The sequence below is a fragment of the Streptomyces sp. YKOK-I1 genome, assembly GCF_054660435.1.
In genome coordinates, this window is sequence record NZ_BAAGDR010000001.1 from 940,085 (window position 1) to 956,210 (window position 16,126).

At 73.7% G+C, this 16,126-nt stretch carries 15 protein-coding genes; 9 read left to right on the forward strand and 6 right to left on the reverse strand.

Annotated elements, in window-relative coordinates; all coding sequences use genetic code 11:
* Nucleotides 1-24: 24 nt before the first annotated feature.
* Nucleotides 25-609, reverse strand: a complete 585-nt coding sequence (locus ACYQ8Q_RS04305) for an Rv1733c family protein (RefSeq protein WP_460062040.1) — start codon at nt 607-609, stop codon at nt 25-27.
* Nucleotides 610-824: 215 nt separating this feature from the next.
* Between ACYQ8Q_RS04305 and ACYQ8Q_RS04310 the strand changes: the two genes are divergently transcribed.
* The 4 genes from ACYQ8Q_RS04310 (at nt 825) to ACYQ8Q_RS04325 (ending at nt 4,869) form a co-directional block, all read left to right on the forward strand.
* Nucleotides 825-1,976, forward strand: a complete 1,152-nt coding sequence (locus ACYQ8Q_RS04310; RefSeq protein ID WP_460062042.1) for a WD40/YVTN/BNR-like repeat-containing protein — start codon at nt 825-827, stop codon at nt 1,974-1,976.
* A 73-nt stretch (nt 1,977-2,049) separates the two neighbouring features.
* Nucleotides 2,050-2,727 (forward strand): uracil-DNA glycosylase, encoded by a 678-nt coding sequence (locus ACYQ8Q_RS04315; protein WP_460062044.1) that lies wholly within the window; start codon nt 2,050-2,052, stop codon nt 2,725-2,727.
* Complete coding sequence (locus ACYQ8Q_RS04320) at nt 2,724-3,719, forward strand: N-acetylglucosamine kinase (RefSeq protein ID WP_460062047.1); 996 nt, start codon at nt 2,724-2,726, stop codon at nt 3,717-3,719. The genes ACYQ8Q_RS04315 and ACYQ8Q_RS04320 overlap by 4 nt, the downstream gene beginning before the upstream one ends.
* A 226-nt stretch (nt 3,720-3,945) precedes the next feature.
* Complete coding sequence (locus tag ACYQ8Q_RS04325) at nt 3,946-4,869, forward strand: sirohydrochlorin chelatase (RefSeq protein ID WP_460062049.1); 924 nt, start codon at nt 3,946-3,948, stop codon at nt 4,867-4,869.
* Between the two features lie 425 nt (nt 4,870-5,294).
* Here the strand turns inward: ACYQ8Q_RS04325 and ACYQ8Q_RS04330 are convergent, their stop codons facing one another.
* From ACYQ8Q_RS04330 to ACYQ8Q_RS04345, 4 genes are all read right to left on the reverse strand, one after another.
* On the reverse strand, nt 5,295-6,341 hold the full coding sequence (locus ACYQ8Q_RS04330; RefSeq protein ID WP_460062051.1) for a lactonase family protein: 1,047 nt from the start codon (nt 6,339-6,341) through the stop codon (nt 5,295-5,297).
* A 95-nt stretch (nt 6,342-6,436) separates the two neighbouring features.
* The gene (locus tag ACYQ8Q_RS04335; RefSeq protein ID WP_460062053.1) at nt 6,437-7,930 is read right to left on the reverse strand and encodes an FUSC family protein; all 1,494 of its coding nucleotides are present in this window, start codon (nt 7,928-7,930) and stop codon (nt 6,437-6,439) included.
* 188 nt (nt 7,931-8,118) lie between these two features.
* Nucleotides 8,119-8,769, reverse strand: a complete 651-nt coding sequence (locus ACYQ8Q_RS04340) for a phosphoribosyltransferase (protein ID WP_460062055.1) — start codon at nt 8,767-8,769, stop codon at nt 8,119-8,121.
* Nucleotides 8,756-9,481: a dienelactone hydrolase family protein gene (locus ACYQ8Q_RS04345; protein ID WP_460062057.1), complete on the reverse strand. Its 726-nt coding sequence runs from the start codon at nt 9,479-9,481 to the stop codon at nt 8,756-8,758. Before ACYQ8Q_RS04345 ends, ACYQ8Q_RS04340 begins: the two co-directional genes overlap by 14 nt.
* 112 nt (nt 9,482-9,593) lie before the next feature.
* Between ACYQ8Q_RS04345 and ACYQ8Q_RS04350 the strand changes: the two genes are divergently transcribed.
* The 3 genes from ACYQ8Q_RS04350 to ACYQ8Q_RS04360 all read left to right on the forward strand — a co-directional run bounded on the left by ACYQ8Q_RS04350 (nt 9,594) and on the right by ACYQ8Q_RS04360 (nt 14,244).
* The gene (locus tag ACYQ8Q_RS04350) at nt 9,594-10,730 is read left to right on the forward strand and encodes a CapA family protein (protein WP_460062059.1); all 1,137 of its coding nucleotides are present in this window, start codon (nt 9,594-9,596) and stop codon (nt 10,728-10,730) included.
* Between the two features lie 64 nt (nt 10,731-10,794).
* A complete protein-coding gene (locus ACYQ8Q_RS04355) occupies nt 10,795-11,271 on the forward strand; it encodes an Lrp/AsnC family transcriptional regulator (protein WP_460062062.1) in 477 nt (158 codons plus the stop codon).
* Nucleotides 11,272-11,439: 168 nt separating this feature from the next.
* Nucleotides 11,440-14,244: a beta-L-arabinofuranosidase domain-containing protein gene (locus ACYQ8Q_RS04360; protein ID WP_460062064.1), complete on the forward strand. Its 2,805-nt coding sequence runs from the start codon at nt 11,440-11,442 to the stop codon at nt 14,242-14,244.
* A gap of 60 nt (nt 14,245-14,304) precedes the next feature.
* Here ACYQ8Q_RS04360 and ACYQ8Q_RS04365 read toward each other — a convergent pair whose 3' ends face one another.
* Nucleotides 14,305-15,141 (reverse strand): LysR family substrate-binding domain-containing protein, encoded by an 837-nt coding sequence (locus ACYQ8Q_RS04365; protein ID WP_460062067.1) that lies wholly within the window; start codon nt 15,139-15,141, stop codon nt 14,305-14,307.
* A gap of 58 nt (nt 15,142-15,199) precedes the next feature.
* On the opposite strand from ACYQ8Q_RS04365, the gene ACYQ8Q_RS04370 reads away from it, so the two are divergent.
* A complete protein-coding gene (locus ACYQ8Q_RS04370) occupies nt 15,200-15,589 on the forward strand; it encodes a DUF5997 family protein (RefSeq protein WP_460062069.1) in 390 nt (129 codons plus the stop codon).
* A gap of 133 nt (nt 15,590-15,722) precedes the next feature.
* Entirely contained in the window at nt 15,723-16,112 is a 390-nt protein-coding gene (locus ACYQ8Q_RS04375; protein WP_460062071.1) for a cold-shock protein, read from the forward strand.
* The last annotated feature ends 14 nt before the right edge of the window (nt 16,113-16,126 follow it).

A 16,126-nucleotide genomic window follows, 5' to 3' on the forward strand; every position in this document is an offset into this window, starting at 1 on the left:
GAGGGCCGGCCGCGCGGGTGCCGGTCAGCTCATCGGCCGGCCCCGCAGGGCGTCGAAGCGGGCCCAGTCGGTGTCCCACTGTTCGATGCGACGCTGCTCCAGGCGTCCGCGCAGGAGCCGGCCGCCCGCGAAGGGCAGCGCCGCCGCGGCCACCCCGGCCAGACCGCCCACCATGGAGGAGCGGAGCCGGGCCTGGGCGGGGGTGGCGGGCTTGGTGACCAGACGGCCCCGGCGGTCCGTCCAGACGGTGACCGGCGTACCGCTGGGGCTGCCGGTCGCGACCCGGACCTGACCGGTGTGCGAGGAGCCGTCCGGGCCGGTCCAGCCGACCTTCGCCCAGACCAGGTCGCCACCGGCCGAGCCGGACTGCCCGCCGGCCTTCCCGGGCGCCGCTTCGGTCAGCCGGGCCTCCAGGGGACGCCACTCGACGCGCTCTCTGGCCAGCCCGTGTTCGACGGACCCGGCGGCCCCCCATCCCGCCAGGACCCCGACGAGGACGGTCAGTGCCCAGGCACCGAGCACGACCCAGGCCTCCACCGCGTCGGCGCGACGCCTGAGCGGGTTGCGCCGCCAGCGCCACAGCCACACCTTCGGACCACGGAACGCCATCGAAGGCTTCCTCCTCATGAGCGCACGAACATCCTTGGACCGCCCTCCCATACGGGGCGGGCGGTCCGGATGCTCAGGGCGAGTCCCACGTCACGGGGGCCGCAGGCGTCCCGGCGCCCCCGCGAGGGTCCGTCCGAACCGGGCCGAGGACCTGCCGCCGGGACCGGCACGACCGCTGTGACCTGCGGTGACGGGCTGCCCGGAGGTGACTGTCAGTGGCGGGGTGCAGACTGGCCGGTGTCCGGGACAACGAGGTCGAGGACACAGCGGAGGAGAGCGGCATGACCGAGGTACTGCTCGCCGTGGGCACGCGCAAAGGCCTGTTCATCGGGCGCCGGCGCGGCAGCGCATGGGAGTTCGACGAATCCCCGTACTTCAACGCACAGGCGATCTATTCGGTCGCCATCGACACGCGGGGCGAGCGGCCGAGGCTGCTGGCCGGCGGTGACAGCGCGCACTGGGGCCCGTCGGTGTTCCACTCCGACGACCTCGGCCGGACCTGGACCGAACCGGCCACGCCCGCCGTCAAATTCCCGCAGGACACCGAGGCCTCCCTGGAGCGGGTGTGGCAGCTGCACCCGGCGGCGGCCGAGCCCGACGTGGTCTACGCGGGGACGGAACCGGCGGCGCTGTACCGCTCGGAGGACCGCGGGGAGACCTTCGAGCTGGTCCGCCCGCTGTGGGAGCACCCGACGCGCTCGAAGTGGGTGCCGGGCGGTGGCGGGGAGGGCCTGCACACCGTCCTGACCGACCGGCGCGACCCCGACGCGGTGACGGTGGCGGTGTCCACGGCCGGGGTCTTCCGCAGCACCGACGGCGGGGCGAACTGGGAGCCCTCCAACTCCGGTGTCTCGGCGGTGTTCCTGCCGGATCCGCACCCGGAGTTCGGCCAGTGCGTGCACAAGATCGCCCAGGACGCGGCCACCCCGGACCGGCTCTATCTGCAGAACCACTGGGGGGTGTACCGCAGCGACGACACCGGCCGGAGCTGGACGGACATCGGCGCGGGCCTGCCCTCCACGTTCGGCTTCGCGGCCGCCGCCCATCCCACACGCGGGGACACGGCGTACGTCTTCCCGATCAACGCCGACGCGGACCGGGTCCCGGCCGGCCACCGGTGCCGGGTGTTCCGTACGGCGGACGCGGGCGCGAGCTGGGAACCGCTCACGGCGGGCCTGCCGCAGGAGGACCACTACGGCACGGTGCTGCGCGACGCGCTGTGCACGGACGACGCGGACCCGGCGGGCGTGTACTTCGGCAACCGCAACGGCGAGGTGTTCGCCTCGGCCGACGACGGCGACAGCTGGCGGCAGTTGGCGTCCCATCTGCCGGACGTGCTCTGTGTGCGGGCCGCGGTGACCGGATGAGCCCGGTGGGGGGACCGCAGGGCGTTGGCCACCGGTTGATCATCGTCGTGTGTACGGCAGTAGGGTGACGCCCGTGGCACCACGACCCTTGCATGAAATCGTCGAAGCGGGCTGGGCGAAGGCCCTGGAACCGGTGGCCGGACAGATCGCCGTGATGGGTGACTTCCTGCGCGCGGAGATCGCCGCGGGACGCACCTATCTCCCGGCCGGACAGAACGTTCTGCGGGCCTTCCAGCAGCCCTTCGACGACGTCCGCGTCCTGATCGTCGGACAGGATCCCTACCCCACTCCGGGGCACGCGGTGGGACTGTCCTTCTCGGTCGCGGCGGACGTCCGCCCGCTGCCCGGCAGCCTGATCAACATCTACCGGGAGTTGAACTCCGACCTCGGCCTGCCCCAGCCCTCCAACGGCGATCTGACGCCGTGGACGCGGCAGGGCGTGCTCCTGCTCAACAGGGCGCTGACCACGGCCCCGCGCAAGCCCGGCGCACACCGCGACAAGGGCTGGGAGGCGGTCACCGAGCAGGCGATCCGCGCGCTGGCGGCGCGCGGGAAGCCGCTGGTGTCCATCCTGTGGGGCCGGGACGCCCGCAATCTGCGTCCGCTGCTGGGCGATCTGCCCTCGGTGGAGTCCGCGCACCCCTCCCCCATGTCGGCGGACCGCGGTTTCTTCGGCTCGCGGCCGTTCAGCCGGGCCAACGACCTGCTGGTCCGGCAGGGAGGGCAGCCGGTGGACTGGCAACTGCCGTGACCGCCCCCGCGGATCCGGATCGCGGCCACGGCCACGGCATCCTCGCCGTGGACTCGGGAGGCTCGGGTCTGCGGGTGGCCGTGGGAACCTCCGGGGCCGGCGCCCTGGCCGAGCGTTCCTCACCCGTTCCGGTGCGCACCGGGGAGCGGGGCGTCGATCCCGGGCATCTGATGGCGCAACTGGTGCCGATGGTGCGGGCGCTGGAAGCACAGACCGGGGTCGCGGGGCCGGCCACGGCCGTCGTGGGGGCGGCCGGACTGGCCACTCTGGGGGACGGACTGCGGGACGCGCTCCCGCTCTCCCTCGCGCGCGAGTTCGGCGTCCGCACGACCGCGCTGGCCGCCGACGCCGTGACCGCGTTCAGCGGCGCGCTCGGTACGCGGGCGGGAGCCGTGGTCGCCGCCGGGACCGGTCTGATCGCCATCGGCACGGATCTGACGGGCTGGCAGCGAGCGGACGGCTGGGGCCATCTGCTGGGCGACTGCGGCGGTGGCGCCTGGATCGGACGGGCGGGACTGGAGGCCGCACTGCGCGCCCACGACGGGCGACCGGGCGGATCGGCCCGGCTGCTGGCCCGCGCAGAGGCGCGGTTCGGGCCGATGCCCGGGCTGCCGGGCCGGCTCTACCCGCGGCCTGACCGGGCGGCCGTCCTCGCCTCCTTCGCGCCCGAGGTGGCCGGGTGCGCCGCGCACGACCCGGTGGCCTCGGACATCCTGCGGGCGGCGGCACGGCACATCGCCGAGTCGGCCGCCGCGGTCTGCCCGCCGGACGGGCACCCCCCGTTCGCCCTCACCGGAGGCCTGGTGGGACTGGGCGCGCCCCTCCTCGTACCTCTGGCGCAGGAGGTGGCCCGGCTGCTGCCGCACGCGCGGCGGGTGGCGGCCGAGGGGGATCCGCTGCACGGCGCGGTGCGGATCGCCGCCGATCTGGCCGAAGGCCGACTCGCGCTGCCGGTCGACGGAGTGCTCCTGTCGGTGTCGTCTCGCACGTAGACGTGTGGTCGGGGGTGTGCGTAGGGGACGTACGGAGTGAAACGTACGGGACGAGTCGTACAGCGTTACCCAAAAGAGGGATTGCTCTCTTCGAGGGCAAGTCGCCCGGAAAACACGCTGATCACTTCTGATCCGTACGTAACTCATCAGACAAAACCGGACGGATACCGCTCACCTGCACCCTCCCCGAACAGGGGAGCCCAGGAAACAAGTAACATGCGGCGCCATGAGCTCCCCCACTGGGCCCGCGTCCGGCCTGCCCGTACGAATGCCGCGCCCCCGCCAGCCCGGGCGGCACCGGCGACCCGAGCCGTTGGCGGCTCCCGAAGGCGCGCCCGCGCTCGTCCTCGCGGTGCCCGGCACCCCGAGCGCGGCCACCCGCGGCATCGCCGAGGAGATCGTGAGCATCGCCCGCTCCGAGCTCCCCGGCCTCGACGCACGCATCGGTTACCTGGACGGGGACGACGCCGAGTTCCCCGCCCTCCAGTCCGTCCTCGCGCACGCCGCCGAGGAGCGCACCGCCCGCTACGAGCAGGCCCGCGCCGCCGGTCACGACGTCAAGGAGCCGGACGGCCCCGTCGGCGTCGTCGTGCCGCTGCTGGCCGGCCCCGACAGCGCGCTGCTGCGCCAGCTCCGTCAGGCCGTGATGGAGAGCCGGGTCGCCGCCGATCTGACCGATGTGCTCGGCCCGCACCCGCTGCTCGCCGAGGCGCTGCACGTGCGGCTGTCCGAGGCCGGTCTGGCCCGTGCCGACCGGGCCCGGCTGTTCACCGTGGCGACCGCCGCGGACGGCATCATCCTGGCCTCCGTGGGCGGCGACGAGGCCGTGCAGGCCGCCGGGATCACCGGCATGCTGCTCGCCGCGCGTCTCGCCGTGCCGGTGATGGCCGCCGCGCTCGACCAGGAGGGCTCCATCGCCTCCGTGGCCGAGCAGCTGCGCTCCTCCGGCTCCCAGCAGCTGGCGCTCGCGCCGTACCTGATCGGCCCGGAGATCGACGCCGCGCTGATCGAGGAGGCCGCCAAGGAAGCGGACTGCGCCGCCGCCGAGGCGCTCGGCGCCTACCCGGCGATCGGCAAGCTCGCGCTGGCCAAGTACACGACCGCCCTGGGCATCGCCCCACCGCAGCCGCAGGGCGCGCCGGTCCGCTGACCGGCCGACCGCCGAGGACGCCGCACCACCGTCAAGGACGCCGCACGACGCGAAAGGGCCCGCTCCGACAGAGGAGCGGGCCCTTCGCCGTGCCGGCACCCCGGAGGGGGCGAACGCGGGTCAGGGCACGAGCTCAGCCAAGAACCACACGGGAGGCGGCCCACAACGCCAGGCCAGCACGCCCGCACGCCGGGGCAGAGGCCAAGGATGAACCAGACAAGCCCCGGACCCCCGCCGCGCCAGGGCGCCGAAGAAGGCGGGCAACGGACACAGCCCAGAGCCAGCCCAGAACCACACCGGAGGCGGCCCACAACGCCAGCACGCCGGGGCAGGCCGGGGGCGAGGGCAAGCGTGAAGCAGGTAAGCAGCGGCCCTTCGCCGTGCCGTCGGCTCCCGACAGGGCGGGCGACGGTCACGGCCCAGGGTCAGCCCAGGACCACGCAGGAAGCGGCCGGGAGCGGTAGCGAGCCCGCGTGGTGGGGCAGGCCGGTGGTGGGGTCGAGGGTGAACCAGGCGACGTCGCCGGAGCGCTCGTTGGCGACGTAGAGGACCTTGCCGCAGGCGGAGACGGCCAGGTCCCTCGGCCAGTGGCCCGCGCAGGGGACCGTGCCGGCCGGCCGCAGCGCGTCGCCCTCCCCCTCGACGGCGAACACGGACAGCACGTCCTCGCCGCGCGTGGCGGTCCACACGAACCGGCCGTCCGGCGCGACGGCGATGCCCGAGGGGTAGGCGTCCCCGTCGGGAGCGCCGGGCAGCACCGGCACTTCCGCCAGGGGCTTCAGGAAGCCGTCGAGGGCGTCCCAGCGGCACACCGTGACGGTCGGGGTGAGTTCGTTGACGACGTAGGCGTACGAGCCGTCGGGATGGAAGGCGAGGTGGCGCGGCCCCGAGCCGGGGCGCAGGGCGTGCTCGCGGTGCAGGACGGGCGTGCCGTCGTGCAGGGCGCACACCCGCACCGAGTCCGTCCCGAGGTCCACGCTGACCGCCCAGCGCCCGCTGGGGTCGGCCTGCACCTGGTGGGCGTGCGGCCCCTGCTGGCGGCGGGTGTGCGGGCCGGAGCCGGTGTGGTGCAGGACGCCGGAGGCGGTCCGGGCGAGGCCGCCGTCCGCGTGGACGGGGACGGCGGTGACGCTGCCGGAGCCGTAGTTCGCGGTCAGGACGTGCCCGTCGAACAGACCGAGATGGGTGGGGCCGCTGCCGCCGACCGGCACGGGCGCCCCGGCCGCCTCCGGCAGATCACCGGTGACACGGTACGCGGCCACCGCGCCCTCGGTCGTCTCGCTGACCGCGTAGAGCGTGCCGCCGTCGGGCGACAGGGCCAGGTAGGAGGGGTCGGGCAGCGCGTCGAGGCTGCTGAGGGCGGTGAGTGCCCCGCTGTCCGGGTCCACGGCGGCGGTCACGATGCCGGGCCCGCCGGCCGCCGTGAACGAGCCGATGAACGCACGCCGGGTCCGTCCGCCGAGGTCTGCCACCGCTGTCCCCTCTCGGTCGCTGCTGTTCGGGGTGACGGTAGCAGTTGATCAGCGCAGGTCTAGACCAGACCCGCGCCGAAACGTCACGCCGGGCATCATGCCCCGACCAACGGCGATCCCGGCGGGGTCCGCAGCGGCTGGGCCAGTTCCGCCAGGGCGCGCTCCAGACCATGCAGGTGGGCCAGGGCGGGCTCGGTGACCGGGAGCCGTTCCACGGGGGCCGCCGCCGCGCTCTCGCCGTCGGTCAGGGCCTCCACGGCCGCCTGGACGCGCCAGCAGGCCGCGGCCAGCCGGGCGTCGTGCGAGGCCTCGGGGTCGGCGGCGACAGCGGCCAGACCGCGGCTCTCCCGGGCGCAGGCGTCGAGCAGGGCCAGCACCCGGCGGGCGCGCCGCTTGCGGCCGAGCATCGGGTTCAGGGGGTGCACGAGCGGCGCGACGGCGAGCCGGACCCGGCCGAGCAGCTGCTCCAGCTCGGCGGCCCGCCCGGCGGGGTCGGCTGACGGGTCGCCCGCGAGGCGGGCGGCGGCCTCGGCGGTGCAGGCGTGGACACAGCGCAGGGCGCGCTGGATCCAGGCGTCGGTGATCGTGTGCGTGGTGACCGGGAGGACGAACAGCACGGCCAGTGCGGCGCCGAGCGCGCCCACCCCGGTCTCGGCGAGGCGCAGCGCCAGCAGGCCCGGGGTGAGGACGCCGAGAAGGCCGTAGAGCAGCTCGGCGAGCAGGGTCACCCACAGCATCATCCAGGTGTAGGAGACGGCGGCCGTGTAGAAGATCCCGAAGACCGAGACGGCGACCAGGGCGGCGGTGAGGGCCGGGGCGCCGTTCACGGGGACGGCCACCAGGAGTCCGAGTCCGATGCCGATCACCGTGCCGAGGACCCGGCGGAATCCGCGCACCAGGGTCTCGCCGCGCGAGGCGGTGTTGACGAAGATCCACCAGGTGGCGCCGACGGCCCAGTACCAGCGCTGCCCGGAGACGAGCTGGCCGAGGACGAGGGCGAAGCCCGCGCCGGCGGTCGCCTGGACGGCCTGGCGGGTGGTGCCCCGGGCCAGGCCCCGGCCGCCCGGCGGGGCGGGCGCCGGTGCCGGGGGCGTGCGGCGCTCGTAGCACCACGCCCCGAAGCGCACCGCCGCGGCGGCCGTCAGGGACAGCGCGAGGGAGGCGTACAGCTCGGGGAGCTGTCCGGTCGTGGCGTGCAGGAACTGGGCGACGAAGAACATCATGAACGCGAAGACGCCCAGGCTGTGTCCGCGCGGCCCCCAGCGGCGGGCGTACACGCCCGCGCCGACGACGGCGAGGAAGGTGAGGTCGCGGACCGCGGGATGGTCGTGCAGGACGGCCGCCGCGGTGAGGACGGGCAGGCCGACGGCGGGCAGCAGCGCGGTGGTGACCGCCTGGCCGCGCACGGAGGGGTCCGCGACGGTGAACAGGGCGAGCAGGGCCGCGAGCCCGCCGGTGACGGTCCCGGGGAGCGCATGCCCGGCGAGACCGCACGCGACGACGGCCAGGCCGATGCCCAGGACGGCCCGGGCGGCGAAGCGCAGCCGGGTCCGCCCCGGGTCCGCAGCCGTGAACACCCTCTTCAGCACTGATTCCCACCCCTGTCGGACGCCCGCACGAAAAAGGCGCCGCGGGGTCCGCAGCGCCATTGACGCGTCCATAGGAACATCCGGTCGGCAGATGGTTCAACCCGCGCCGGAATCACTGGGCCATTGGCGCAACAGCGGCTCTCCACGGTCGGCCGGCAGGGTGCCATCGGACCATCGGAGGCGGTGATTCACCGGTCGGCCGCCGCGCGCAGGGCGCGCAGCACATCGGCGTCGGTGAGCTGGTCGAAGTCGTCGTACCAGAGGCCGACGGCCATGAAGGCGGTCGGCCGGTGCAGGCAGATCACGTCGTCCGCCTCGGCCCGCAGCAGGGCGACCGCCTCCGGGGCGCCGACCGGTACGGCCAGGACGGTGCGCCGGGGCCCCTCGCGGCGCAGGGAGCGCAGGGCGGCGCGGGCCGTGGCCCCGGTCGCCAGGCCGTCGTCGACCACGATCGCGGTGCGTCCGCGCAGGTCGGGGGCGGGGCGGCCGTCGCGGTAGAGCCGCTCACGGCGGTGCAGCTCGGCGCGCTCGCGCTCCACCACCGGGGCGAGGTCGCGCTCGGTGAGGCCGAGTCCGTGCAGGGTGGCCTCGTCGAAGAGCGGCTCGGCGTCGCCGACGAGCGCGCCGACTCCGAGTTCCGGCTGGAAGGGCGCGCCGATCTTCCGTACGACGAGGACGTCGAGCGGCGCGTCCAGCACGCGGGCGACCTCCTCGGCCACGGCGACACCGCCCCGGGGCAGGGCGAGCACGACGGGGTCGGGCAGTTCTCCGTTCTCCTGCCGGGTGCGCAGCACCTCGGCGAGCACGCGTCCGGCCCGGGCGCGGTCAGGGAACTGCATGGCGACCGCCCTTTCCCTCGCGGCGGTCCCCTTCTGTCTCTGCCGGCTCTGTCTCTGTCGGCGACTGCCGCGGCAACTGATCGACGCACCACCGCTCGGCCGCCCCGGCGACCTGCTCCAGGGCCCCGGGCTCCTCGAACAGATGGGTGGCGCCCGGTACGACGTGGAGGGTGCACGGCCCCCGCAGCAGCCGGGCCGCCCGCTCGTTCAACCGCAGCACCTCCGGGTCCCGGCCGCCCACGATCAGCAGCACCGGCGCCCGTACGGCGTCCAGGGCGGCCTCGGCCAGGTCGGGCCGCCCGCCCCGGGAGACCACGGTCAGCACCCGGCGGGGCCGCTCGGCCGCGGCCGTCAGCGCCGCCGCCGCGCCGGTGCTGGCGCCGAACAGGACGACGGGGAGCGCCGCGGTGTCGTGCCGTGCGGCCAGCCAGTCGATCACGGCGACCAGGCGCCGGCCCAGCATCGGTATGTCGAAGCGGTGCTCGCCCGTGGAGGCGTCCGTGCGTTCCTCGGGCTCGGTGAGCAGGTCGATCAGCAGGGTGCCGAGGCCGGCGGTGCGCAGCTGGGCGGCGACGCCGCGGTTGCGCGGGCTGTGCCGGGAGCTGCCGCTGCCGTGGGCGAAGAGCACCACGGCCCGGGCGTGCGCCGGGACGAGGAGGTCCCCGGTGAGCGCCGCGCCGTCGACGGGTACCCGGACTTGCTGGGAGATCATCACCGTCATCTTCTTCCTCGGGACGGCGGCGCCGCCGCATGTGCCTCCCCGGCGCCCGCACGGGTCCCGTGTATCCAGCATGGCACCGGTCGAGCGGGGTTACCGTGGGGGCGTGGACGGCGGCGCGGTGACGCTGTTCCTGTGCGGTGACGTGATGCTCGGGCGCGGCGTCGATCAGGTCCTCGCGCATCCCGGCAGTCCTCGGCTGCGGGAGGACTGGGTCACGGACGCGCGGGAGTACGTGCGGCTCGCGGAGGCGGCGCACGGACCGGTCCCGGCGCCCGTGGATCCCTCCTGGCCCTGGGGCGAGGCGCTGCGGGTGCTGGAGCGGAGCGGCCCGCACGTGCGGGTGGTGAACCTGGAGACGTCGGTCACGCGCCATGACACCTTCGCGCCCGGCAAGGCGATCCACTACCGGATGCATCCGGCCAACCTGGGGGCGCTGACGGTGGCCCGGCCCGATGTCTGTGTGCTGGCCAACAACCATGTGCTGGACTTCGGGCGGCCGGGACTGGCGGAGACGCTCGGCTCGCTGGCCGGGGCGGGCCTGCGGACGGCGGGGGCGGGACAGGATCCCGACGAGGCCTACGCGCCCGCGGTGGTACCCGTACCGGGCGGCGGCCGGGTGCTGGTGTTCGCGCTGGGGGCGCGCTCCGGCGGGATCCCGCCGGACTGGGCGGCGAGCCCCACGGTGGCCGGGGTCGCCTATCTGCCCGAACTGTCGGCGGCCACGGCCGACGCGGTGGTCCGGCAGGTGCGGCGGACCCGGCGCACGGGGGACCTCGTGGTCGTGTCGGTGCACTGGGGCTCCAACTGGGGGTACCGCGTGCCCCGCGACCAGACCCGGTTCGCGCATGCGCTGGTCGACGGGGGTGTCGACCTGGTCCACGGGCACTCGTCCCACCATCCGCGCCCCGTCGAGGTCTACCGCGGCCACCTCGTCCTGCACGGCTGCGGGGACTTCATCGACGACTACGAGGGCATCACCGGCCATCCGGAGTACCGCGACGACCTGCGGATCGCCTTCCTCGTCCGGCTCGCCGCGGACACGGGCCGGCTGGCGGGGCTGCGGATGGTTCCGCTGCGGGCCCGTCGGCTGCGTCTGGAGCCGGCGCCCGCGGCGGACCGGGCCTGGCTGCGGGCGACCGTGGACCGGATCAGCCCGGGCGTCCGGGTCACGGGTGCCCCGGACGGCTCGTTCACCGTGGCGCACCCGTCCCTCGCGCACGGGCCGGCGGCGGGCTCGTGAGCCGTTCGACCGGGCCGTTGGTACAGTCGGCGAAGATCAGTCCCGTACGAGGAGGCCGGGCGTCATGGCCGTCGACGAACTGGACACCCGCATCCTGCGGCTGCTGCTCGACCAGCCGCGCACCAGCGTGCGGGAGTACGCCAGGATCCTCGGCGTCGCCCGCGGCACCCTCCAGGCGCGGCTGGACCGGCTGGAGCGGGACGGGGTGATCACCGGCACCGGTCCCTCGCTCTCCCCCGCCGCTCTCGGTCATCCGGTGCTCGCGTTCGTGCACATCGAGGTCACCCAGGGGCATCTCGACGACGTGGGCGACGCGCTGGCCGCCGTACCGGAGATCGTCGAGGCCTTCTCGATCACCGGTGGCGGGGATCTGCTGACCCGGGTGGTGGCGCGGGACAACGCCCATCTGGAGGACGTGATCCAGAAGCTGATCAGCCTCCCCGGAGTGGTCCGCACCCGGACCGAGGTGGCCTTGCGTGAGCGGGTACCGCACCGTCTGCTGCCGCTGGTGGAGTCGATCGGCCGTGCGGCCCGGAAGTGACTCTCTCAACTTTCGTTCGTGTCAGACCCGTTGACGCCCTCCCGTCCCCCTTCTAACGTCTGGTCGACCATCCGCACACTGTTCGCAATTTCGAACAAATGGTTTCGGCCATATGCCGGCTCGAAAGAGTGCGAACACACCCCCCTCGTGGATCCAGAGGAGCAGTACATGGCACCTCCCCTCAGCAGACGGACCCTCCTCCAGAGCGCGATCCTCGCCGCCGCCGTCCCCGGCGTCGGCGCGGCGGTGGCTCCGGCGGCCTCGGCGGCCACGCTTCCGCCGCCGGCCTCCTGGGCGCTCCAGCCCTTCGCGCTCGAGGACGTGGCCCTCGGCGGCGGGATCTTCGCCACCAAACGGAAGTTGATGCTCGATCACGCCCGCGGCTACGACGTCAACCGGCTGCTCCAGGTCTTCCGGGCCAACGCCGGACTCTCCACACTGGGCGCGGTCGCGCCGGGCGGCTGGGAGGGGCTCGACGGCGAGGCCAACGGCAATCTGCGCGGGCACTACACCGGGCACTTCCTGACCATGCTGGCGCAGGCGTACGCGAGCACCGGCGAGCAGGTGTTCGCCGACCGGATCGCGACCGCGGTCGGCGCGCTGACCGAGGTCCGCGCGGCCCTGCGCACGGACCCGAAGATGCTCGCCGTCACCGGGAAGTGGGGCGGTGCGCTGGAGCTGGTGCGCGGCTCCTCCCAGTACGTCGAGCTGCCCGCCACGGTGCTGAACGGCGCCTCCGCGATCACTCTGTCGACCTGGGTCAAGCCCACCCATGACGCCAACTGGCAGCGGGTCTTCGACTTCGGGAACAACACCACCCGGTACATGTACCTGGCGAGCCGCAACGCGAGCGGTGTGCCCCGGTTCGCCATCACGACCGGCGGCGCGGGCGGCGAGCAGGGCCTCAACGGCACGGCCGCACTGCCGCTGAACCAGTGGAGCCACCTGGCGGTGACCCTCTCGGGCAGCACCGGCACCCTGTACGTCAACGGCACGGCCGTCGCCACGAACACGGCGATGACCCTCACCCCGGCGACGCTCGGCACGCTCACCAACAACTGGCTGGGCCGCTCGAACTATGCGGGCGACCCGCTGTACGCCGGCTGCTACGACGAGTTCAACGTGTGGTCGCGGGTGCTCACCCAGGCCGAGATCACCTCGTTGCAGACCAACGAGGCCAAGCTCTCCTCGCCCGGCCTCGGCAACCTCGCGTCGTACTGGTTCCAGGCCACCTCCGGCGGCACCTTCTCGGACGCCTCGGGCCGGGGACTGACCGCCACCCTGAAGCGCACCTGGGGCGGGCCCAGCCACCCCGGGTTCCTGGCGGCCTACCCGGAGACCCAGTTCATCCTGCTGGAGTCGATGACCGGCAGCGACTACACCAAGGTCTGGGCGCCGTACTACACCGCGCACAAGATCCTGCGCGGCCTGCTGGACGCCTACATCGCCACCGACGACGCCCGCGCCCTCGACCTCGCCTCCGGCATGGGCGACTGGATGTACTCCCGGCTGTCGGTGCTCCCCGAGGCCACGCTCCAGCGGATGTGGGGGCTGTTCTCCAGCGGGGAGTTCGGCGGGATCGTCGAGGCGATCGTCGATCTGCACGCGTTCACCGGACAGGCCGAACACCTCGCGCTGGCCAAGCTGTTCGACCTCGACTCGCTGATCGACGCGTGCGCCGCGAACACCGACACGCTCGACGGGCTGCACGCCAACCAGCACATCCCGATCTTCACCGGACTGCTCAGGCTGTACGACGCGACGGGCGAGGCCCGCTACCTGACCGCCGCGAAGAACTTCTGGGGCATGGTCGTACCGCATCGGATGTACGGCATCGGCGGCACCAGCACCGGGGAGTTCTGGAAGGCGCGGGACAGCATCGCGGGCACGATCAGCGCCACGAACGCGGAGACCTGCTGCGCGTACAACCTGCTGAAACTGAGCCGGACGCTGTTCTTCCACGAGCAGACGCCCGCCTACATGGACTACTACGAGCGGACCCTGCTCAACCAGGTCCTCGGCTCCAAGCAGGACACCGCCGACGCGGAGAAGCCGCTCGTCACGTACTTCATCGGGCTCACCCCCGGCCATGTGCGGGACTACACCCCGAAGCAGGGCACCACCTGCTGCGAGGGCACCGGCATGGAGAGCGCCACCAAGTACCAGGACTCGGTGTACTTCAAGGCCGCCGACGGCAGCGCGCTGTACGTCAACCTCTACAGCCCGTCCACGCTGACCTGGGCGGAGAAGGGCGTCACGGTCACCCAGACCACCGCCTACCCGGTGGAACAGGGCACGACGCTCACCTTCGGCGGGAGCAGCGCGTCCTTCGCGCTCAGGCTGCGGGTGCCGTCCTGGGCGACCGCGGGCTTCCAGGTGACGGTCAACGGCAGCGCGGTGAGCGGCACTCCGGTCGCCGGGAGCTACTTCACCATGTCCCGCACCTGGCAGTCCGGTGACGTCGTGCGGGTCACCGTGCCGTTCCGGCTGCGCGTGGAGAAGGCCCTGGACGACGCGTCGTTGCAGACGCTGTTCTACGGCCCGGTCAACCTGGTCGCCCGCAACTCCTCGACCGGTTACCTGTCGTGCGGGCTGTACGCCAACGCGGCGCTCTCCGGCGATCTGCTGCCCACGCTGACGCCGGTGAGCGGCAAGTCCCTCCACTACACGCTGAACGGCACCGAGTTCGCCCCGTTCTTCGAGGGGACGGAGGACCCGACGCACGCCTACGTCCGGCGTTCGGAACCGAAGGCCGTCTTCGGGACCGTCGACTCGGGGGTCGCCAATCCGGCGACGTCGGACGGCACCACCCTGCTCGACGAGGTGTGGGCGGCGGCGCCGTTCGCCTCCAAGGCCGCCCTCGTCGCCCGGGTGCGGACGGTGGTGGACGCGTGGGTGGCCGCCGGTCTGCTCACGTCCGCGGACGGGCAGAAGGTGGTGAGCACCGCCGACGCGGCGAGTTACGTGGCCTGAGCGGACGGGCGCGGCGGCCGCGGCCGCGGGCGCCTCGGCACCAGGACCGGCGCCGAGGCGCTAGGACCGGCGGCGGGGCTTGCCGCCGCCGGTTCCGCGCCGGCCGCCGCCCTTCGTACCGCCGCCGCCCTTCGTACCACCGCCGCCCCGCGTGCCGCTGCCGCCCTTGGTACCGCCGGCGCCCTTCGCCGTGCCGCCGGTCCTCGTGCCGCCGCTGCGGCCGCGGGCGCCGTCGGCGCTTCCTGCCGTCCTGCGGGGCTCGCGCTGCTTCGGCGGGGTCGGCTGGGTCCTGCCCCGGGTGCTGTTGACCGTGCGGCCCCGGACGATGCCGATGAGGTCCTCGACCAGGTCGGTGGTCGCCTCCTCGGGCCAGGACAGGGCGACCGCCGACTGCGGGGCGTCCACCAGCGTGCGGTAGGTGAGGTCGCGGCGGTGATGGAGGCGGGCCAGCGACTGGGGCACGATCAGGACGCCGATGTTCGCCGCGACGAGCTCGATCGCGTCCTCCGTGGTCCGCGGGCGCTCGAAGGCGGGCTCGCCGGGCGGCTCGGACCAGCCGAGGACGTCGTCGAGGGGGTGGATCACCACCTCGTCGGCGAGATCGTCCAGGGTGATCTCCTCGGCGGCGGTGATCACATGGTCCTTGGGGACCACGACGACCGTCGTCTCGGTGTAGAGGGGGATCGCGCTGAACACCGTACGGTCGACCGGCAGCCGGACGAAGGCCGCGTCGGCGGCGCCGCCGCGCAGGGCGTCGGAGGCCTCGGCCGGGGACACCTGGAGCAGGGTGAGCGGGGTGTCGGGCAGGCGCTCCTCCCAGATCCGCACCCACTTGGCGGGCGTCACTCCGGGAACGTACGCGAGCCGGAACGAAGGGGAATCCGCCTGGTCGGTCATCCCGCCAGGTTACCGGCTGTGGTCGGAGCTCTCCGCGGCGGCCGATACCCTGGACCGTATGAAGTCGCAGCAGACCACCCAGACGATGAAGCCCGCCACGGCGGCGAAGAAGCTGGGTGTGTACCTCCCCGCCACGCCCGCCGAGTTCCAGGAGGGCGTCGTCTCGCGCGCCGAGCTGAACGAGCTCCAGGCGAACCCGCCCGCATGGCTGCGGACGCTGCGCGAGAACGGCCCGCACCCCCGTCCGGTGGTCGCGGCCAAGCTGGGCGTGTCCATCGCGGGCCTGGCCCGCGGCGGGGTGACGGAGGCGCTCACCACCGAGCAGATCGACGCCCTCAAGGACGCGAGGCCGGAGTGGCTGGAGAAGGAGCGCGGCACCCAGGCCGAGGTCCGCAAGGAGGCGGTCCGCCTGAAGAAGCGGGACGCCGAGCGCGCCGCCGAGGACTGACGCCCGGCGTTCGAGCAGCTCAGCGAGGTGCGCCGCGCGCGGTGGAGCCCGGGAGTCGCCTGGGGGCGGTCGGTTTGACTACGATCTGGGCAGGTTCACCGAAGTGGGTGTTTCGAGGTTGCTGGGGGTTGGGATGGTTGCTGGTCGTGTGGTGCGCTTCGACAGCCAGCGGGGCTACGGGTTCATCGCGCCCGACGACGGCGGGGAGGATGTCTTCCTGCATGTCAACGACATGCTGATGCCGGAGTCGCAGGTACGGCGGGGCATCCTCGTCGAGTTCGAGATCGAGGACGGCGAGCGCGGTCCGAAGGCGTCCGGGGTCCGGCTCGCGCGGGGCGAGGACGGCAAGCCGCTCGCGGCCGACGACGACGTGCTGTGCGATGTGCTCAGCACCGAGGAGTTCGTCCGGGACGTCACCGAGGCCCTGCTGAGCGCGGCGCCCTCGCTCACCGGGGAGCAGATCGTGCAGGTGCGCGGCGGTCTCGCGCAGTTCGCCAAGAACCACGGCTGGGTCGAGGGCTGATCCACGCCCGCGGA